The 15,905-nt window shown below is 56.9% G+C and carries 14 protein-coding genes; 3 read left to right on the top strand and 11 right to left on the bottom strand.

Going from position 1 to position 15,905, the window contains the following annotated elements; genetic code table 11:
* Window positions 1–13: 13 nt before the first annotated feature.
* The 5 genes from ACFO3S_RS23205 to ACFO3S_RS23225 form a co-directional block, all read right to left on the bottom strand.
* Window positions 14–1,075, bottom strand: coding sequence for a Gfo/Idh/MocA family protein (locus ACFO3S_RS23205; protein WP_378100909.1), 1,062 nt, complete (start codon window positions 1,073–1,075; stop codon window positions 14–16).
* 5 nt (window positions 1,076–1,080) lie between these two features.
* Entirely contained in the window at window positions 1,081–1,944 is an 864-nt protein-coding gene (locus ACFO3S_RS23210; protein WP_378100911.1) for a carbohydrate ABC transporter permease, read from the bottom strand.
* 1 nt (window position 1,945) lies between these two features.
* Window positions 1,946–2,845: a carbohydrate ABC transporter permease gene (locus ACFO3S_RS23215; RefSeq protein WP_378100913.1), complete on the bottom strand. Its 900-nt coding sequence runs from the start codon at window positions 2,843–2,845 to the stop codon at window positions 1,946–1,948.
* Between the two features lie 110 nt (window positions 2,846–2,955).
* Window positions 2,956–4,293 carry an ABC transporter substrate-binding protein gene (locus ACFO3S_RS23220; RefSeq protein ID WP_378100915.1) on the bottom strand — a complete coding sequence of 446 codons (1,338 nt, stop codon included), beginning with the start codon at window positions 4,291–4,293 and terminating at the stop codon, window positions 2,956–2,958.
* A gap of 183 nt (window positions 4,294–4,476) precedes the next feature.
* On the bottom strand, window positions 4,477–5,187 hold the full coding sequence (locus ACFO3S_RS23225) for an N-acetylmannosamine-6-phosphate 2-epimerase (protein ID WP_378100917.1): 711 nt from the start codon (window positions 5,185–5,187) through the stop codon (window positions 4,477–4,479).
* Window positions 5,188–5,436: 249 nt separating this feature from the next.
* Between ACFO3S_RS23225 and ACFO3S_RS23230 the strand changes: the two genes are divergently transcribed.
* Entirely contained in the window at window positions 5,437–7,002 is a 1,566-nt protein-coding gene (locus ACFO3S_RS23230; protein WP_378100919.1) for a DUF4127 family protein, read from the top strand.
* A gap of 62 nt (window positions 7,003–7,064) precedes the next feature.
* Here the strand turns inward: ACFO3S_RS23230 and ACFO3S_RS23235 are convergent, their stop codons facing one another.
* From ACFO3S_RS23235 to ACFO3S_RS23250, 4 genes are all read right to left on the bottom strand, one after another.
* Entirely contained in the window at window positions 7,065–8,015 is a 951-nt protein-coding gene (locus tag ACFO3S_RS23235) for an ROK family protein (RefSeq protein WP_378100921.1), read from the bottom strand.
* Between the two features lie 146 nt (window positions 8,016–8,161).
* Window positions 8,162–9,031: a MurR/RpiR family transcriptional regulator gene (locus ACFO3S_RS23240; protein ID WP_378100923.1), complete on the bottom strand. Its 870-nt coding sequence runs from the start codon at window positions 9,029–9,031 to the stop codon at window positions 8,162–8,164.
* Between the two features lie 222 nt (window positions 9,032–9,253).
* Window positions 9,254–10,291, bottom strand: a complete 1,038-nt coding sequence (locus tag ACFO3S_RS23245) for a Gfo/Idh/MocA family protein (RefSeq protein WP_378100924.1) — start codon at window positions 10,289–10,291, stop codon at window positions 9,254–9,256.
* 3 nt (window positions 10,292–10,294) lie between these two features.
* Complete coding sequence (locus ACFO3S_RS23250; protein ID WP_378100926.1) at window positions 10,295–11,023, bottom strand: ThuA domain-containing protein; 729 nt, start codon at window positions 11,021–11,023, stop codon at window positions 10,295–10,297.
* A gap of 180 nt (window positions 11,024–11,203) precedes the next feature.
* On the opposite strand from ACFO3S_RS23250, the gene ACFO3S_RS23255 reads away from it, so the two are divergent.
* Together ACFO3S_RS23255 and ACFO3S_RS23260 are read left to right on the top strand one after the other, a co-directional pair.
* The gene (locus ACFO3S_RS23255) at window positions 11,204–12,127 is read left to right on the top strand and encodes a helix-turn-helix domain-containing protein (RefSeq protein WP_378100928.1); all 924 of its coding nucleotides are present in this window, start codon (window positions 11,204–11,206) and stop codon (window positions 12,125–12,127) included.
* Between the two features lie 177 nt (window positions 12,128–12,304).
* Entirely contained in the window at window positions 12,305–13,456 is a 1,152-nt protein-coding gene (locus ACFO3S_RS23260; protein ID WP_378100930.1) for a DUF4062 domain-containing protein, read from the top strand.
* A 320-nt stretch (window positions 13,457–13,776) separates the two neighbouring features.
* On the opposite strand, the gene ACFO3S_RS23265 is transcribed toward ACFO3S_RS23260, so the two are convergent.
* A complete protein-coding gene (locus tag ACFO3S_RS23265) occupies window positions 13,777–14,466 on the bottom strand; it encodes a response regulator transcription factor (protein ID WP_465251411.1) in 690 nt (229 codons plus the stop codon).
* Window positions 14,463–15,905, bottom strand: a complete 1,443-nt coding sequence (locus ACFO3S_RS23270; protein ID WP_378100931.1) for a sensor histidine kinase — start codon at window positions 15,903–15,905, stop codon at window positions 14,463–14,465. The genes ACFO3S_RS23265 and ACFO3S_RS23270 overlap by 4 nt, the downstream gene beginning before the upstream one ends.

The raw sequence follows: 15,905 nt of genomic DNA on the forward strand, positions 1-15,905 counted from the left end.
GGGTCGCCTCCGCTTAATCCAGAATCATTTCCTTGCGCTGCTCCGACGAATCGTAGATCGCCTGAATGATCCGGGAAGTGAGAATCGCCGCATCGATATGAGACGGCAGCTTCTCTCCGGTCCGGACGCTGCGCAGGAAAGCGCCGATCTCGTTTTGAAACATGTCGCTCGCGCGCAGCTTCGGCGTCGATTCGATGAGCGCCCCGTTGCTTGCTCCGTATATTTTGAAGTCCTGACCGTATTGAAGCCGGATGCCCGCCTTGTCCCCCAGAAAATCGACGTACATTTCCTGAACTCCGATGTTCTGCGCCCATGCGCCGTTTAACGAGATCGTCGGTCCCTCCGTGCGGACGAGCGCCGTCACGAAATCGTCGACGTCGTACGTTCCGTCCGGCTTCGGCGGACCGGCCCACATATCCACATACGCGTAGTTGGCGAGATCCGCGCCCAGCTTGCTGTAGGCTTGGCCCGATACGGTTCGCGGCAGCGGATCGCCCAGACAGTACATGACAAGGTCGAGAAAATGAACGCCCCAATCGATCAGCGCCCCGCCTCCGGCAATCGCCTTCGTCGTGAACGGGCCGCCGAGGCCGGGAATGGAACGATGGGCGCGGAAGCTGACGTATACGTGGTAGACTTCGCCGAGCTCGCCGGCGTCAATCATTCCCTTAATGACGTTGACGCCGTCATTATACCGATTAACGACGCCGATGCTGAGCGCTTTGCCGCTCTCGCGCTGCGCCTGCTGCATCTCCAGCGCCTCGGCGTAGGTTCGGGCGGCCGGCTTCTCGCACAGCACGTGCTTGCCCGCGCGCAAGCAGGCGATCGACAACGGCGCATGCAGATGGTTCGGCGTGCAGATCGACACCGCCTCCACCTCGGGATCTTCGAGAATGACGCGATAGTCCGCAATCGCCTGGCCGCAGCCGAATTCCCGCACGGCCGCTTCAGCCCGCTCCAAGCTTATATCGCACAAATATTGGATTTCGGCATTGGGATTGTTGCCGTACGCCCGAATATGCTGACTGCTGGCGATCGCTCCGCAGCCGATTACCGCCACTTTGACTTTGCCCATTACGGTCACCCCTTGATCCCGGTTAGCTTAATCCCTTCAATGAATTGCTTCTGCGCGAAGAAGAACAGCACGATGATCGGCAGCGTGAACATCGCCGAGGCGGCCATCAGCTTCTCCCACATAATGTAGTGGGTCTGCATGAACGCGTAGAGACCGAGCGAAAGCGTATAGTCCTTCTCGTTGTTCAGATACAGCAGCGGGCCGAGGAAGTCCGACCAGGTCGCCAGAAACAGCAGGACGCCGACTGTCGCGATGATCGGCTTGCTGAGCGGCATCAGAATTTGCAGGTAGATGCGCAGCTCGGACGCGCCGTCGATCTTGGCGGAATGAATCAGCGACACCGGAAGCGTCATGAAAAACTGCCTCAGCAAGAAGATGTAATATCCCGCGCCGGCGCTCAGAAACGCGGGCAGAATCAGCGGCACATACGAGCCGATCATCCCGAGCTTGCTCCAGACGATATAGGTCGGAATCATCGTGACTTGGTACGGAAGCAGCAGCGTGCCGATGACGAGCGCAAAAATGATATTTTTGCCCCGCCATTCGATATGCGAGCACGCGTAGGCGACCAGAGGAGCCGAGATCAGCACCCCGATGACGCACATGATGGAGATAAAGAAGGTGTTCCAGGTCATGCCGAGAAAGTGGATCTCCCGGAAGACGTCGGCGTAATTTTCCCAGCGCGGCTGCTTCGGAAACAGCACCGGAGGATTGGCGTACAAATCCTTGTCGGACTTGATCGAAGTCAGCAGCAGCCACAGGATCGGCATGACGAACACGGCGCTGAACGCCGCAAGGAACAGATGGGGCACGAAGCGGCGAATGCCTCTGCCCGCGCCGCCGCCGAATGAACCGGTTGCCGAACTCATGTCAGTCCCCCCCGTAGGTCACCCATCGGTTGGATGAGCGGAAGATCAGATAGGTCACGATCGACGTGATCAGGAACAGCACCCACGCCATCGCGCTGGCATGCCCCATGCGGAAATCGACGAACGCTTCCCGGTAGAGCAGCACCGCATAGAACAGCAGCGATTTTTCCGGTCCCGCCATCGTCTGGTTCGCTCCCGAGTTCGTCATCGAGGCCAGCATGAACGCCTGCGCGAAGTACTGGAAATACGTGATCAGTCCCATGATCAGCTGAAACAAAATGATCGGCGAAATGCTCGGAAGCGTGATGCTGAAAAACTTGCGGATTTTGCCCGCGCCGTCGATCTCCGCCGATTCGTACAAGCTTCTCGGCACGTCCTGCAGGGAGGCGAGGAAGATGATCATAATGCCGCCGGCGCCCCAAGCTCCCATGAGAATGAGCGAGGGCTTCGTCCAGACCGGATCGAGCAGCCAGTTCGGTCCCCGTATGCCGAGGTAGCCTAGCGCCGTATTGATGAGACCGCTTTTCGGATTAAGCACCCACATCCAGACGAGCGACGTCGCGATCGCCGGGACGATCGACGGAATATAGTACAAGGTGCGGTAGATCGACTGGCCGCGAACCTTCATGTTCAGCATTTGGGCGAGCAGCAGCCCGACGATCAGGCTGATCGGCGTCGCGAACAGAACCATGTAGAGCGTATTGGCGATGCTCTTCCAAACGTCCTTCTCCTGGAACACCCAGCGGTAATTGTCCAGTCCGACCCAGGAAGGAGACTTGAACATGTTGAAGTCGGTGAAGCTGTAGAAGAGCGAAGCGCCGATCGGATACAGGGTGAAAGCCATAAAGCCGATCAGGAAGGGGCTGGAGAACAGCAGCCCGGTAAGCGTCGCTCTTTTCATATCGGGTCACCTCCGTATCGTGGAGCGGATGGAGCCGTCACGCGGCCGGGGGCGGGCCCGAAGGCCGGCAGAGCGCAAGGATGGAATGACCCCCGACCGCGTTCGAAAGGCTATTTCAGGAATTCCGCCAGCTTGCCCTCGAGCGCGCTCATCGTTTCGTCCGGCGTTTGCTTCAGGTTGTACATCAGCTCGAGCTCTTCTTCCAACACTTTGTCGAAGTCGCTGCGTTTCGCGAAGTGCGGAATGGATTTCAGGTTCGGGCTCTCGGTCAGCGGCATGATCAGTTCCGAGTCGACCATATCCTTCATGGCCGGTTGAGCCATCGCGCCCTTCGTTGCCGGAATGTTGCCCATCAGCGACATGAATTTGGCCAGCGGCTCCGGCGAGTACAAGTACTTCATGAACTCCCAGGCGCCGTCGACGTTTTTGCTCGTTTTCGCAATATAGAAGATAGAGCTGCTCACGAGGCCGCCTCCGGCCGTCTCCGGCTTGCCGTCAAGATAAGGCAGCGCGGCGATGCCGTAATCGACGTCGATATTCTTGTTCTTGATATGGGCGGACAGCCACGGTCCGTCGAAGCGGATCGCCTGCTTGCCGGTCAGGAACGGATCGGTCGGGTCCAGCCACTTGCCCGCGGCTTGCAGCTGTCTGATATTGTCCACGCCGAATTGGGTGTTGTAGTCGTAGATCATCTGCATGGCGGCTTTCGTGCTTTCGTTGTTGAACGTCAGTTCCTTGGCGTCTTCGCTCAAATAAGAGGAGCCAAGGCCGTAGGCCAACGCATTGAACAAATATTTCTCCGACGGATAGGAAGGATAGCCGATGACGTCGATCGAGCCGTCACCGTTGACCTTCGTCATCTTCACGGCCATATCGTACAGCTCTTTGCTCGTTTTCGGCGGCTCGGAATAACCGGCGTCCGCAAGCAGCTTTTTATTGTAGTACATAATCGAGAAGTTCACGTTCAGAGGCAGAGAGTACAGCTTGCCTTCGAATTTGCCGGAATCCAGCGCGGCGGGAACGAAATCGGACAGATCGTAGCCGTCCCTGGCGATCAGGTCGTCAAGCGGCAGCGCAATGCCTTGCTGCGCGTACTGAGGCACAACCCAGTCGAACGAGTCCGTCAAGTCCGGGCCGTTGCCCCCGGCGATAGCGACCTTAATCTTCTGCTCGTCGGGCACGGACAACCCTTCGACCGTATACTTGTCCTGGCTGGCGTTGAAGTCTTTGATGATTTGCTCCAGCGCTTCGCCTTCGGCTCCGCCCCACAAATACCATACCGATACTTTCGATTTTTCCCCCGCGGGCTTGCCGGACTCGCTTGCGGATGAAGACGGCGAAGCGCTGCCTTTATTTCCGTTATCTCCGCCGCATGCGGACAGCAGACCCGCAACCATTATAACGACAACCAGAAGCAATGACGCTTTTCTACTTTGCTTTTCACTCATGCTTTGTTCACCCTCGCTTTGAATGATCGTTTTTTTCTTGTCATCATTTCTCATGCGAATTGCAAACCGCTTCCCCCCTCCACACCTCCTTCGATTAGTCAAAATAACAAACCAATTTTCTTCATCCGACAATTAATCGGAGGAATTATCCGCCAAAATAAAGCATAAAAAAGCCGACTTCCATTATTGCGCAAATTCCCGCTGCGATGCGGAACGAATCGCGCCGGCGAATCTGCGGGTAATTTCCTGCGGACGGGTAATCGCCGTCCCGACGACGACGGCGTGCGCCCCTGCCAGCAGACAAGCCGCGCCTTGCTCCACCGTCCAGATTCTCCCCTCGGCCAGCACCGGCACCTCGCGCAGCGCGGCCAACCGCCTGACCAGCTCAATGTCGGGCTCCTCCTGCTGCAGGCTGTGCGGAGTGTAGCCCGACAGCGTTGTCGATACGAGATCGACGCCGAGCTTCATGGCCGCGACCCCTTCTTCGAAAGTGGATACGTCGGCCACGATCCGCACTTGCGGACAGGTCTCGCGGATCGACGCGATCAATTCCGCCAGCGACCTTCCGTCCGGCCTCGGCAGCGAGGTGGCGTCCAAGGCGACGAACTCCGCTCCCGCCTCGGCGATCTCCTGCGCCTCGCGAAGAGTCGGCGTAATGTAAACGTCGGAGTCGGGATAATGCTTCTTGTACAATCCGATCATCGGCAAATCGCAAGCCCGTTTAATCGCTTTCACGTCCTGCGGCGTGTTGGCCCGGATCGCCGCGGCCCCGCCTTCCGCGGCCGCAACCGCCATAGCCGCCATAAACTCGGGTCCATACAGCGGCTCTCCCTCCAGAGCCTGGCAGGAAACGATAAGCCCCCCGGCTATTTCTTCAATAAGGTTTCGAGTCATTCCATCACCTGTTATCTTGAGTTTGAACCGAAGATTCGGATTCGCCAATGCTCTGCGATGGCCTCATTATAACAGCAGCCCTTTCGAAATTAAAGATATTTTTTTTATTTTTATAAATAAAAGTGGATCAAACCTCCATTTTGACGCTTGCTGTGCTATAATGAACTTGCCCTGATTCCCAATCTAAGCGCAAGTTCGAAAAGCCCGGTTCCGGCTTTGGGAACTGCCGCTAAAAAAGGAGATTCGTCCATGACCGCTATCGTCTATGTGCCTTTGGATGAAAGACCCTGCAACGCCGTCTATCCGCTGCAAATCGCCGCCGCAACCGACCTGCGCCTGATCGTGCCGCCCCGGGAGCTGCTCGGGCGCAAGAAACAGCCTGCCGATACCGGACGGCTCGCCTCGTGGTTGACGGAGCAGGCCGCCCGGGCGGACGTACTGATCGTATCGATCGACATGCTCGTCTACGGAGGCATCGTGCCGTCGCGGCTCCATTCATGGGGCTTGGAGCAATGCGCCCGACGGCTGCACACGCTGGAGGAATGCAAACGCGCGAATCCCGGGCTGAAAATATACGCCTTCAACCTGATCATGAGAGCTCCGGCCTATAGCAGCAGCGAAGAGGAGCCGGATTATTACGACGACTACGGCGCGGAGCTGTCCCGCAGCGGCTGGCTGCGGGACAAGGAGCGGCGCGACGGCCTGACCGAGGAGGAGGCGCGCGAGTTGGCCCGGATCGCTGAGATCTTGCCGGGGGAGGTGTACGAGGATTTCACCCGCCGCCGAGGCACGAACGCGGAGGTCAACCGGATGAGCGTCGAGCTCGCGCGGGACGGTGCGATCGACTTCCTGATCATTCCGCTTGACGACAACGCCAAGTACGGCTACACATCGGCGGAGCAGCGGAAGCTGCTGCTGACGATCGAGCGGGAGGGCTTGCTGGATAGGGTGCATATGTATCCGGGCGCGGACGAGATCGGATGCACGCTGTTCGCGCGCGTGTTCTGCGAGCTGAAGGGCTACCGGCCCGAGGTGTTCGTCCGCCATTCCGCGACGAACGGACCGTTCGTCATTCCGAAGTACGAGGACCGCAGTCTTGGAGAGAGCTTGAAATCCCATCTGACCGCGATGAGCGCGTTCATCGCCGACCACTCTCTCGAAGCCGACGTCGTGCTGATGGTCAATTCGGCCCCGGTCGGCGCTTACGATATGGCGGAGACGGACGGAGCTTACGGCGACCGGCACGCTGCCTACTTATCCGAGGTCGGACTCCGGGAGTTCGCCCAGGCCATCCGGACCTACAGCGACAAGGGCAAGCTCGTCGCGTTGGCCGACGTCGCCACCTGCAACGGCGGGGACGAGCCTCTGATGAACTTGCTGTCGGCGTCCGGCTTGCTGCCCCGCCTGTCGGCCTACGCCGGCTGGAACACTTCGGGCAACTCGCTCGGCACCGTGATCTCCCATGCGATCGTCGAGTCGTACTACCGGCGCCATCGCTCCGCCGCGGAAAGCGCCTTCGAGCAGGCGCGGGCGCTGAACGGCAGGCTGTTTTACGTGTCCCGGCTGTTGGAGGACTGGGGCTACCAAGCCGTGATCCGTACCGATATCGTGAAAAACCGTCTGGCGGAGATGGGCGGCAGCTACTTCCGGATCGCGCACATTCAAGACGAGGTCACGGCGCTCATTCGCGAACGGTTAGAGCAGTTTTTGGCGCGGCATGCGGCAGGCCTCGTCCCCGGAGAGGTAAGGATGACGGACGTCGCGCTGCCCTGGAACCGGATGTTCGAGGTCGCCTTCCGCTTGGAAATCGCGTAACGCACGACAAAGCCCCGCGGAAGCGGTGCGGCCGAACGATGCCGCACCCTTCGCGGGGCTTTTCAGATTGAACGTCCGCCGTACAGCCAGACTTGCGCGGCCGCTCCGATCACTCCGGCGTCATTGCCCACATAGGCGGGCAGCAGCCGGTATACGGACCCGACGCTGGGAGAAGTACGGATGCGCACCTCCCGGTCCAGCGCCTCCAGGAAGGCGGGGCCCGTCTCCGAGACGCCTCCTCCGACAATGACCGCCTGCGGATTGCACATATGGATGTAACCCGCGATCGCCGCGGCCAGGGCGCGGATCGCAACGCCCATCACTCGCGCGGCTTGCGGATCGCCTTGAAGCCACGCCTGCGCGATCTCGCGGGAATCCGGCCGCCATGCCGGCCGCTCCGCGGATTCGGCGATCAGCTCGCGGCCGAGCCGGGCAATGCCCGAGCCGGAGGCATACAGCTCGACGCATCCGTTGTTGCCGCAATTGCCGCAGCGCGGTCCGTTAAAGTCGACGGAGACGTGTCCCAATTCTCCGGCGCAGCCCTGCGCTCCCCGCACGATCCGGCCGGCTTCGACGATCGCGCCGCCGATTCCGGTTCCAAGCGCGACGCACACGAAGTCGCTTAACCCCCGGCCCGCTCCGTACAATTGCTCCGCTACGGCAACGACGTTCACATCGTTGTCCACGTAGCCCGGCAGGCCGAACTTGTCTTCCACGCGCGACTTGATCGGCGTATCGGTCCAGCCCGGGAGCTGATCGCCGGCATAAGCGACCGTGCCCGAAGCGAAATCGATCTGTCCGGCGCTGCCAACGCCGATACCGGCAATTTGGGCGCCATCGGGCATCCGGCTCAGCGTCCGCTCGATTCCCGACAGCAGCTTCTCCATCACCTGAGCGGGTCCGAGCTGCGCTTCGGTCGGCATCAGATGACGGTCGGCCACGCGTCCTTCCCGGTCGACGGCGGCAACCTGGATTTTCGTCCCTCCAATGTCGGCTCCAATCGCGTATTCCACTCCTCCCCCTCCTTTTCGACGAAATTATCTTTCTATACTCTTAATTATAAAGAATATAATCTCCAGCTCAAGACAACGTCTGTCGTTATCCGGCGCTATCGGCTAGCGCCGCCGCTCGTTCCTCCTCCAATGCCCCCGAACGGGGATCAGTACAGCTTGTCCACGACCGACAAGGCCGTCTTGTCCAGCGCCTGGCTCGCTCCCTGCGCCTTAAGCGTCAACAGCGTCGTCAAAATATTAAGCAGATGAATCTGCGTGAACTTCGTCGACAGCGCTCCGCCTTCGGTCGGCAACTCCCGGGACGGCACGAGCAGCACCGTATCGGCGTATGCCGCGATCGGAGAGCGCAGATGGCTCGTCAAGCAGATCACGACGGCCCCGTTCTTCTTGGCCTGCTTGACCGGGTCGACCAGATCCCGCGTGCTGCCCGAAGTGGATATGCCGAATACGAGATCGCCGGGCTTCACGAGCGAAGCCGACATGGCAATGATATGCGAGTCCCGATGGGCTTCGACGTTAAACCCCGTTCGCATGAGCCGGTAATGCAAATCCAGCGCCGTAATGCCGGACGAGCCGACTCCGTACACGTAGATTTTGTTAGCGGCCAGCATCTGGTCGACCGCGGTTCGGAGGCTGTCCGCGCTGAGCAGATCCAGCGTATTCTTCAGCATCATCTCGTGGTTCATCGTCACCTTTCGGGCGACGGTCATCAGGTCGTCCTCTTCGCCGATGACCGCGCTGCTCAGCGACGACGGACGATCCACCAGATCCTGCGCGATCGACAGCTTGAATTCATGATACCCGCGAAATCCGAGCTTGCGGCAAAACCGGATGACCGACGTCTCCCCTACGCCCGCCTGCTCGGCCAAGTCGGTCACGGTGGCCAGCACCGCTTCCTCCGGATTGGCGGTGACGGCCTCCGCCACCTTCTTCTCGGCTTTCGTCAGCGACGAATAGATGCTCGAAATCATGAGCAGCGTATTCGACTGACTCAGCTTGCTCCCTACTCTTGCCAATCGTTCTTCACCCGCTTTTTGTTCCTTTTTCGTAGTTCAAGCATAGTGGATATAGCAACTGTTGACAAGATCAAATCGGGAGATTTATTTTTCCGCCACCATGAATAGCGGAGAATTTCTCCACATTTCCTGTTCGCCTGCCCAGCTTCGAGTTCAGCCGCGCAAAAAAAGCGCACCCGCTGCGCCTGGTCGCAGACGCGTTCGGATGCGCTTCGCTGATTCTTACAGCACGATCTCGCGCCCGCGCTCGGCGGACTCGTAGATCGCGGACAAAATCTTGATCATGTCGACGCCGTGCTCCGGCGTAATGATCGGCTGCTCCCGGCCGAGCACGCATTCGACGAAATGCCGAATGTTGGCCGTGTGCTGAGGTACTTGCGCCGCCGTGAAGTGCGGCTGCTGGTTGATCAGCGCGCCTTCGCGCTCCGTGAACAGGCTCAGCTTGTCGTTGACGAGGCTGAAGCCGCCCTCGGTGCCTCTCCATTCGAGGAATTTCTTCTCCTCCTCGACGTTGGACGCCCAGCTGAACTCGATCTGCAGAGATGCGCCGTTATCGAAGCGAATGAAGCCCGCGGCCAAGTCCTCGACGTCGAACGTGCCTTCCGGAACTTGGCCGGATGCGTCCGGACGGTCCGCGAACTTGCGGTAGGTCGAGCCCGATACCGTCACCGGCTTCGGGTTGCCCGCCAGCCACATCGCCATGTCGATCATATGAACGCCGAGATCGATCAGCGGACCGCCGCCGGACAGCGCCTTCGTCGTAAACCAGCCGCCGCGTCCCGGGATGCCCCTGCGGCGAATCCAGCCGCAGCGGCCCATGTACAGCTCGCCCAGCTCGCCGTTGCCGATGATGCGCTTGACGAATTTCGCCTCCTCGCTGAAGCGGTTGTTGCGCATCGTCATGAGCAGCTTGCCGGACTCGCGGGCCGCGTCCGCCATCTTCTGCGCTTCCGCCGGGTTGATCGCGTCCGGCTTCTCGCAGAATACGTGCTTGCCCTTGCGCAAAGCGGCGATGGCAATCTCCGAGTGGTACAGGTTCGGCGTGCTGATGCCGATCACGTCGATCGACGGGTCCGCGATCAGCTCGCGATAGTCTTCGTATACTTTCGTGCCGGGAAAATCCTTCGCCGCCGCTTCAGCGGACGCCTTGAACGCGTCGCAGAACGCGACGATCTCCGCCTCGGGATGCGACAGCCACCCCGGCAGATGCGCGTGCTTGAAAATACCGCCGGTGCCGACGACTCCTACCTTTAACGTCATCTTTTATTTCCCCTTAATCGTTTCTAATGGCTGCGCGTTGCCGTACTTCGGATACTCGCGCTGAACCGGAGCGGCCCACTTCACCGCATTGGAGATCACTTTGCGGACTTGCGGGTTATAATAAGTCGGGTACGTCTCGTGGCCCGGGCGGAAGTAGAAGATTTTTCCCATGCCGCGCGTATAGCAGCAGCCGCTGCGGAACACTTCCCCGCCCTCGAACCAGCTCACCATGACGAGCTCGTCCGGCTGCGGAATGTCGAAATGCTCGCCGTACATCTCTTCCGCCGGAAGCTCGATGTACTCGCCGATGCCGTCGACGATCGGGTGCCCCGGATTCACGACCCAGATGCGCTCCTTCTCGTCCGCTTCGCGCCATTTCAGATCGCAGGACGTCCCCATCAATTTTTTGAAAATCTTCGAAAAGTGACCCGAGTGAAGCACGATTAGACCCATGCCCTGAAGCACGCGCTGATACACTCTCTCGACGATGTCGTCGCGCACTTCTCCGTGGGCCATGTGGCCCCACCAGATCAGAACGTCGGTGCCGCCGAGCACCTCTTCCGTCAAGCCGTGCTCCGGATCGTCCAGCGTGGCCACCGTTACTTTCCCCGAAATGTCCAAGCCTTCGGCGATCGCCGTATGCATGCCTTGCGGATAGACGGATGCGACCTTCTCGTTCGTTTTCTCGTGGCGGTGCTCGTTCCAAATCGTAACGTTGATTGATTGGCTCATGACCGGACTCTCCCTTAACGTTTTTTTCCTTCTTTATTGTACTGCGAAGGCCGACTGTCAATCGATTGCCTATTCGGGCAAATTACTACGGTATTCTGTCATCCTCTATATGATTGCGCTCAGCTATGCTAAAATATTCTTACGCGATCCTGTCGTAATCTGTCGTCAAGGAGCTACGGTATGTACCCTGAAATGCGCCACGAGCAAGTGGTTTATCAGAATCCTTTTCTGGCCATGCGCATCTGGCAGATTGATTCGGAGACGGTGACGACCGAGGAGCTGCTGAGAAAAGCGGAGCAGAATTGGAGACAAAAAAATTATAACGGCTGGCATTACCATGAAGAAGTGGAATTTCTGCTTATTCTCGAAGGAGAAATTACCGCCTACTGCCGGGAAGAGCAAATCGTGCTCGGAGAAGGGGACATTTCCTTGTTCGGCTCTTCGGAGCCCCATACGACGATGCAGACGAAGCCCGGACGGACGAAGCAGATCGTTTTCCAGATTGACCTGCGCAAGTATTGGGATCTCAGCACGCTGAGCAGCATGCAGCACTTCTCCGAGGTGATCCGTCCGCTCAGCTCTCTCAATTATATATACAAGGAAAACAAGGACGTCCGTGAACGGACTGGCGAGCTGATCGGCGAGATCTACCGGGAAATGAACGACGGGCGCCTCGGTTACGAGCTGGCCGTATCCTCGCGGATCAAGAATATTCTGCTCCTGCTTCTTCGCCACGATACGAGGCAGCAGCTTAATTATAACGACAATCGTCTGATCGGGAGACTTCAACCCGCGGTCGACTACGTGGAGAACAATCTGGACGGCAAGCTGTCGGTCGCCGAGATCAGCGGACGGCTCAACATGAGCTACACCCATTTTATTAAAACGTTCAAAAAAGCCGTCGGCATGTCGTTCACCGACTTCGTCGTGCTGAAGCGAGTCAAGAAGGCGGAGCAGCTTCTGCTCACGAGCGACGTCAGCATCGCCGAGGTGGCCGAGGCGGTCGGCATCTCGAACCTCGGCCACTTCTACGAGATGTTCCGGCGTCTGAACGGCTGTTCTCCCAAGCAGTTCCGCGACCGGCTGCGGGAGACGGTGCGCTAAGAGTAGGGTGCGCATATAGCGGCGACACTGAAAGATAAGGCTGAAAAGAAGATTGCCGATAGCGCGAGCCGGCTACCTGTCTTTCCGGGCTTTTTTGGTCATTAGGTCTATATATGTAATATTTTGATGGTATGTTATAATAAATCAACATGCATCTGATAGGATGTGAGATTTGCCTTGTTCACGAAAACCAAAATCTTTATAAGTTCGGTCGCTCAAGACCGACTTAAGTTTTTACGAGAAAATATATGGAGTTTACTTCGCGAACTTGGGCATGAACCCATGATGTTTGAAAAGAATTTCGGCGCTTGGGATTCCCACACTAATCCTGTCGCAAAGTGTATTGAGTGCGTTCGTCAATCAGATGCATTTTTGCTTTTCATTTCCGATAAAGCCGGCACTTTTTACGAGCAGTCTCAGCGAACGGTTACTCATATGGAACTCATCGAGGCTTGCAACCAACGCAAGACCATACTTGTTTTTGTGGACAACGAAGTGAAAACAGCCTACTTCTCTAAAGCCAAGGGCATTATAGAAGAGTACATAGAGACTTATAAAGCGGAAACTTTTTCGATTCCAAAGGCCTCAGAAATCGTTTCGGCGCTTCGTTCAGCGGAACTATCCTCTCATATCGAGCCTTATGTGTGGTTTTTCATTCATGATATTGCTGCAAGAGGCATTTATTTCGAGAGCTTGAACCTTGCGGTGGCTCCTGACTGGAAAATGTACTTCAGCGACTTGTTGCGAAGAGGGATCCAGTTAATGCCGTTCAAAGATGCAATTGAGACGAATGAGCGCCAATTGGAACAATACGATCAATTTTATGATTTGCTAACCAATACCCTGGCAAACGTAAATATTACTGGAATTCGCAGTCTTACAGCTTTTTTGGAATCCTTCCAACGTTCGATCAAAGGCGACATCGTGGAACACGACTACGGTTTTGTTAAGGAGACCGCAGGCTCTTTCAGCGATTGCTCCGCCGTCACCTTGTACCGATTTCAACACGATCGCATGGTGGTAGTGGGAAAGACTGGCGCTGTCACCGGGGATGATTATTATTTGCTGGACAATAAGGATTCCTTTGTTGCACTTACGTATAGTAACCCCGATGATCAAGTATTCTTTAAAGAATCCAACTGTACCTTTTATTATTGTCTTCGTCTCCCAGAACATGTAATGACATTTCATTTGCCATGTGGACAAGAATGGAACACAGACAAGTTCATGGCTTCCAAAGATAACGTTATACGTGTTATAATAAATAAAAATGCATTGGCCTTTGATTTTGCGCGAATGCTTGTAGGAGGGATGCAGCATGGCGACTAAGGTTTACGTATCCTTGAATGGAATCGTTAGAGAAGCAGTAGGTACTCAGCCAAAGGACGCGCTCTTGTTTGCACCTTCTAAGAAAAGCGCGGCGCAAGTTATATATGACCAACGAGCAACTCGACGGAAAAACAGTCAATTCATTAAAGAACGTCTCGACGAGGCGTTCAAAAGATAAATACGTCTTGAAAATGAGAACGCACCGCTTGCTTTTGGCAAGGAGTGCGTTTTTTCGTTTGAAATTCATCATGGGTGAAAAATGCTCAATCTACCGGATCGGCGCGCTTGCTTTCTTGCGATAGACGCGACAGATCGGGCCGTCAGATCCGAAACCGGTAACCCGCTCCCCAGATTGTCTCGATGTATTGCGGATCGGACGGGTCGTGTTCGACCTTCTCGCGCAGCTTGCGGATGTGCACCGTGACGGTGGCGATCTCTCCCATCGCATCCATTCCCCAAATCTGATCGAACAATTGCTCTTTGCTGAATACCCGGTTCGGATTCATCGCCAGATAGCTCAGCAAGTCGAATTCTTTCGTCGTAAACGCGACTTCCTGCTCGTTGACGAATACGCGGCGGGCCGATCTATCGATTCTCAATCCGCGAATGCGGATTTCGTCGTTGCGCGCTTCCCTCCGCCCGCTCAGCCGTTCGTAACGGGCCAAGTGCGCCTTCACGCGGGCCACGAGTTCTCCCGGACTAAAAGGTTTGATGATATAATCGTCCGCTCCGAGGCCCAGCCCCCGGATCTTGTCGATGTCCTCTTTTTTCGCCGACACCATCAGAATCGGAATGTCCTTCTCGGCGCGAATTCTGCGGCAAATTTCGAATCCGTCCACTTTGGGCAGCATCAGGTCGAGAATAATCAGTTCGTAATCGACGGCAAGCGCCCGCTGCAGTCCTCTGTCTCCGCTGTTCTCGATATCTACGGCAAAGCCGTTGATCTCCAAATAATCCCGCTCCAGTTCGGCAATGCTCCGTTCGTCTTCGATGATCAATATTCCGCTCACCCGGATATCCCCTCCTTCTGCGTCCGCCCCCAGAGGGGCAGCTCGATATGCACCCGCGTGCCCGCTCCGAGCTCGCTTTCCGCCCGGATTCGTCCCCCATGCTCCTCCACGATCTGCCAGGCGATCGCCAGACCGAGACCGCTGCCTCCCGTGGAAGAGTTGCGGGAAGGATCCGCCCGGTAGAACCGGTCGAAAATATGCGGCAGCGCGTCCTCCGGAATCCCCTGGCCGTTGTCGCTTATGCTGATCTCCGCCGTACCGGCTTGCGCCTCCACGTTTAACCCGATCCATCCGTCCGGTTTGTCCATGTACTTCATGGAGTTTTCCAATATGTTAATGAGCACCCGCTTCAGCTTCTCCCGATCCGCCTTGACGTACAGCGTCTGCTCGGGCAAGGCGTTCAGTTCCAGCTTGATGCCCCTTTTATCCAGATCGAAAACGAGCTCCTGAGCGCAATCCTGCAAATAAGCGCCGATATCCACCTTTTCGAAATCGAACGGCACTTTGCCCAGATCCAGTTTGGAGAACAGAAACAATTCGTCGATCATTCGGTCCATGTCGGCCGCTTTGCTGTAGATCGTCTTCACGTAACGGTCCAGCTTCTCGGGCGAGTCCGTTACCCCGTCCATAATGCCTTCTACGTATCCTTTAATCGCCGTCACCGGCGTCTTCAGATCATGCGAAATGTTCGAGATGAGTTCCTTGCGGTTTTCCTCGTACTGAAGCTGAAGCTCCACCGACTCCTTGAGCTTCTTGCGCATCTCTTCGAATGCCGCGCTCAGCTTGCCGATCTCGTCCTTGGAACGGGTCTTCACCTCGCAGTTCAGATTTCCGTCCTTGATTTCCTCGGTCGCTTTCTGCAGCGCCCTCAGCGGACGAATGATGCTGCGGGATACTGCATAAGTCAATATTCCGTTGGTAAAAGCGAGTATGGCGAGCACGAGGGCCGCGATCCATAAAAAATAATTTTTAAAATATTTCGGGAAAGTTCCCCCGTGAGAAACGACGAATACGGAGCCTTCTCTCTTGTCCGGCAGCAGAAAGTCTTCATGGCGGGTCGTCATATGCTTCCCTCTGAAATTGCCGTCATAGCCGTCTACCGTTCCGAACGCGGGCAGCTCTTCAAGATCCGCCGGGGAAAGCTCCGGGGCCGCATAGCGGATCTCGCCGTCGACGCGTACGATCAGACTCATATCCATTTCCCGGAGCCGCCGCTCGAAACCGTCGATCGTTGCCCGTGAGAGAAAGGCTTCGGGCTCGCGAATGCTCGTCAGCTTGATATCGGCGTAGACGCCCGCTTCCCGCTCGAAAATCGTTCGGATCGGGTTATCGCGCGTTTCGTCCAGCTTGAAAATAACCCCGACGGCGATCGCCGACAAAATGACCGGCACGACAAGCATTGCCAGATAGGACAGTACGAGCCTAACGCGAATGGACAC

The sequence above is a fragment of the Cohnella hongkongensis genome (assembly GCF_042654645.1).
Taxonomy (GTDB): domain Bacteria; phylum Bacillota; class Bacilli; order Paenibacillales; family Paenibacillaceae; genus Cohnella; species Cohnella hongkongensis.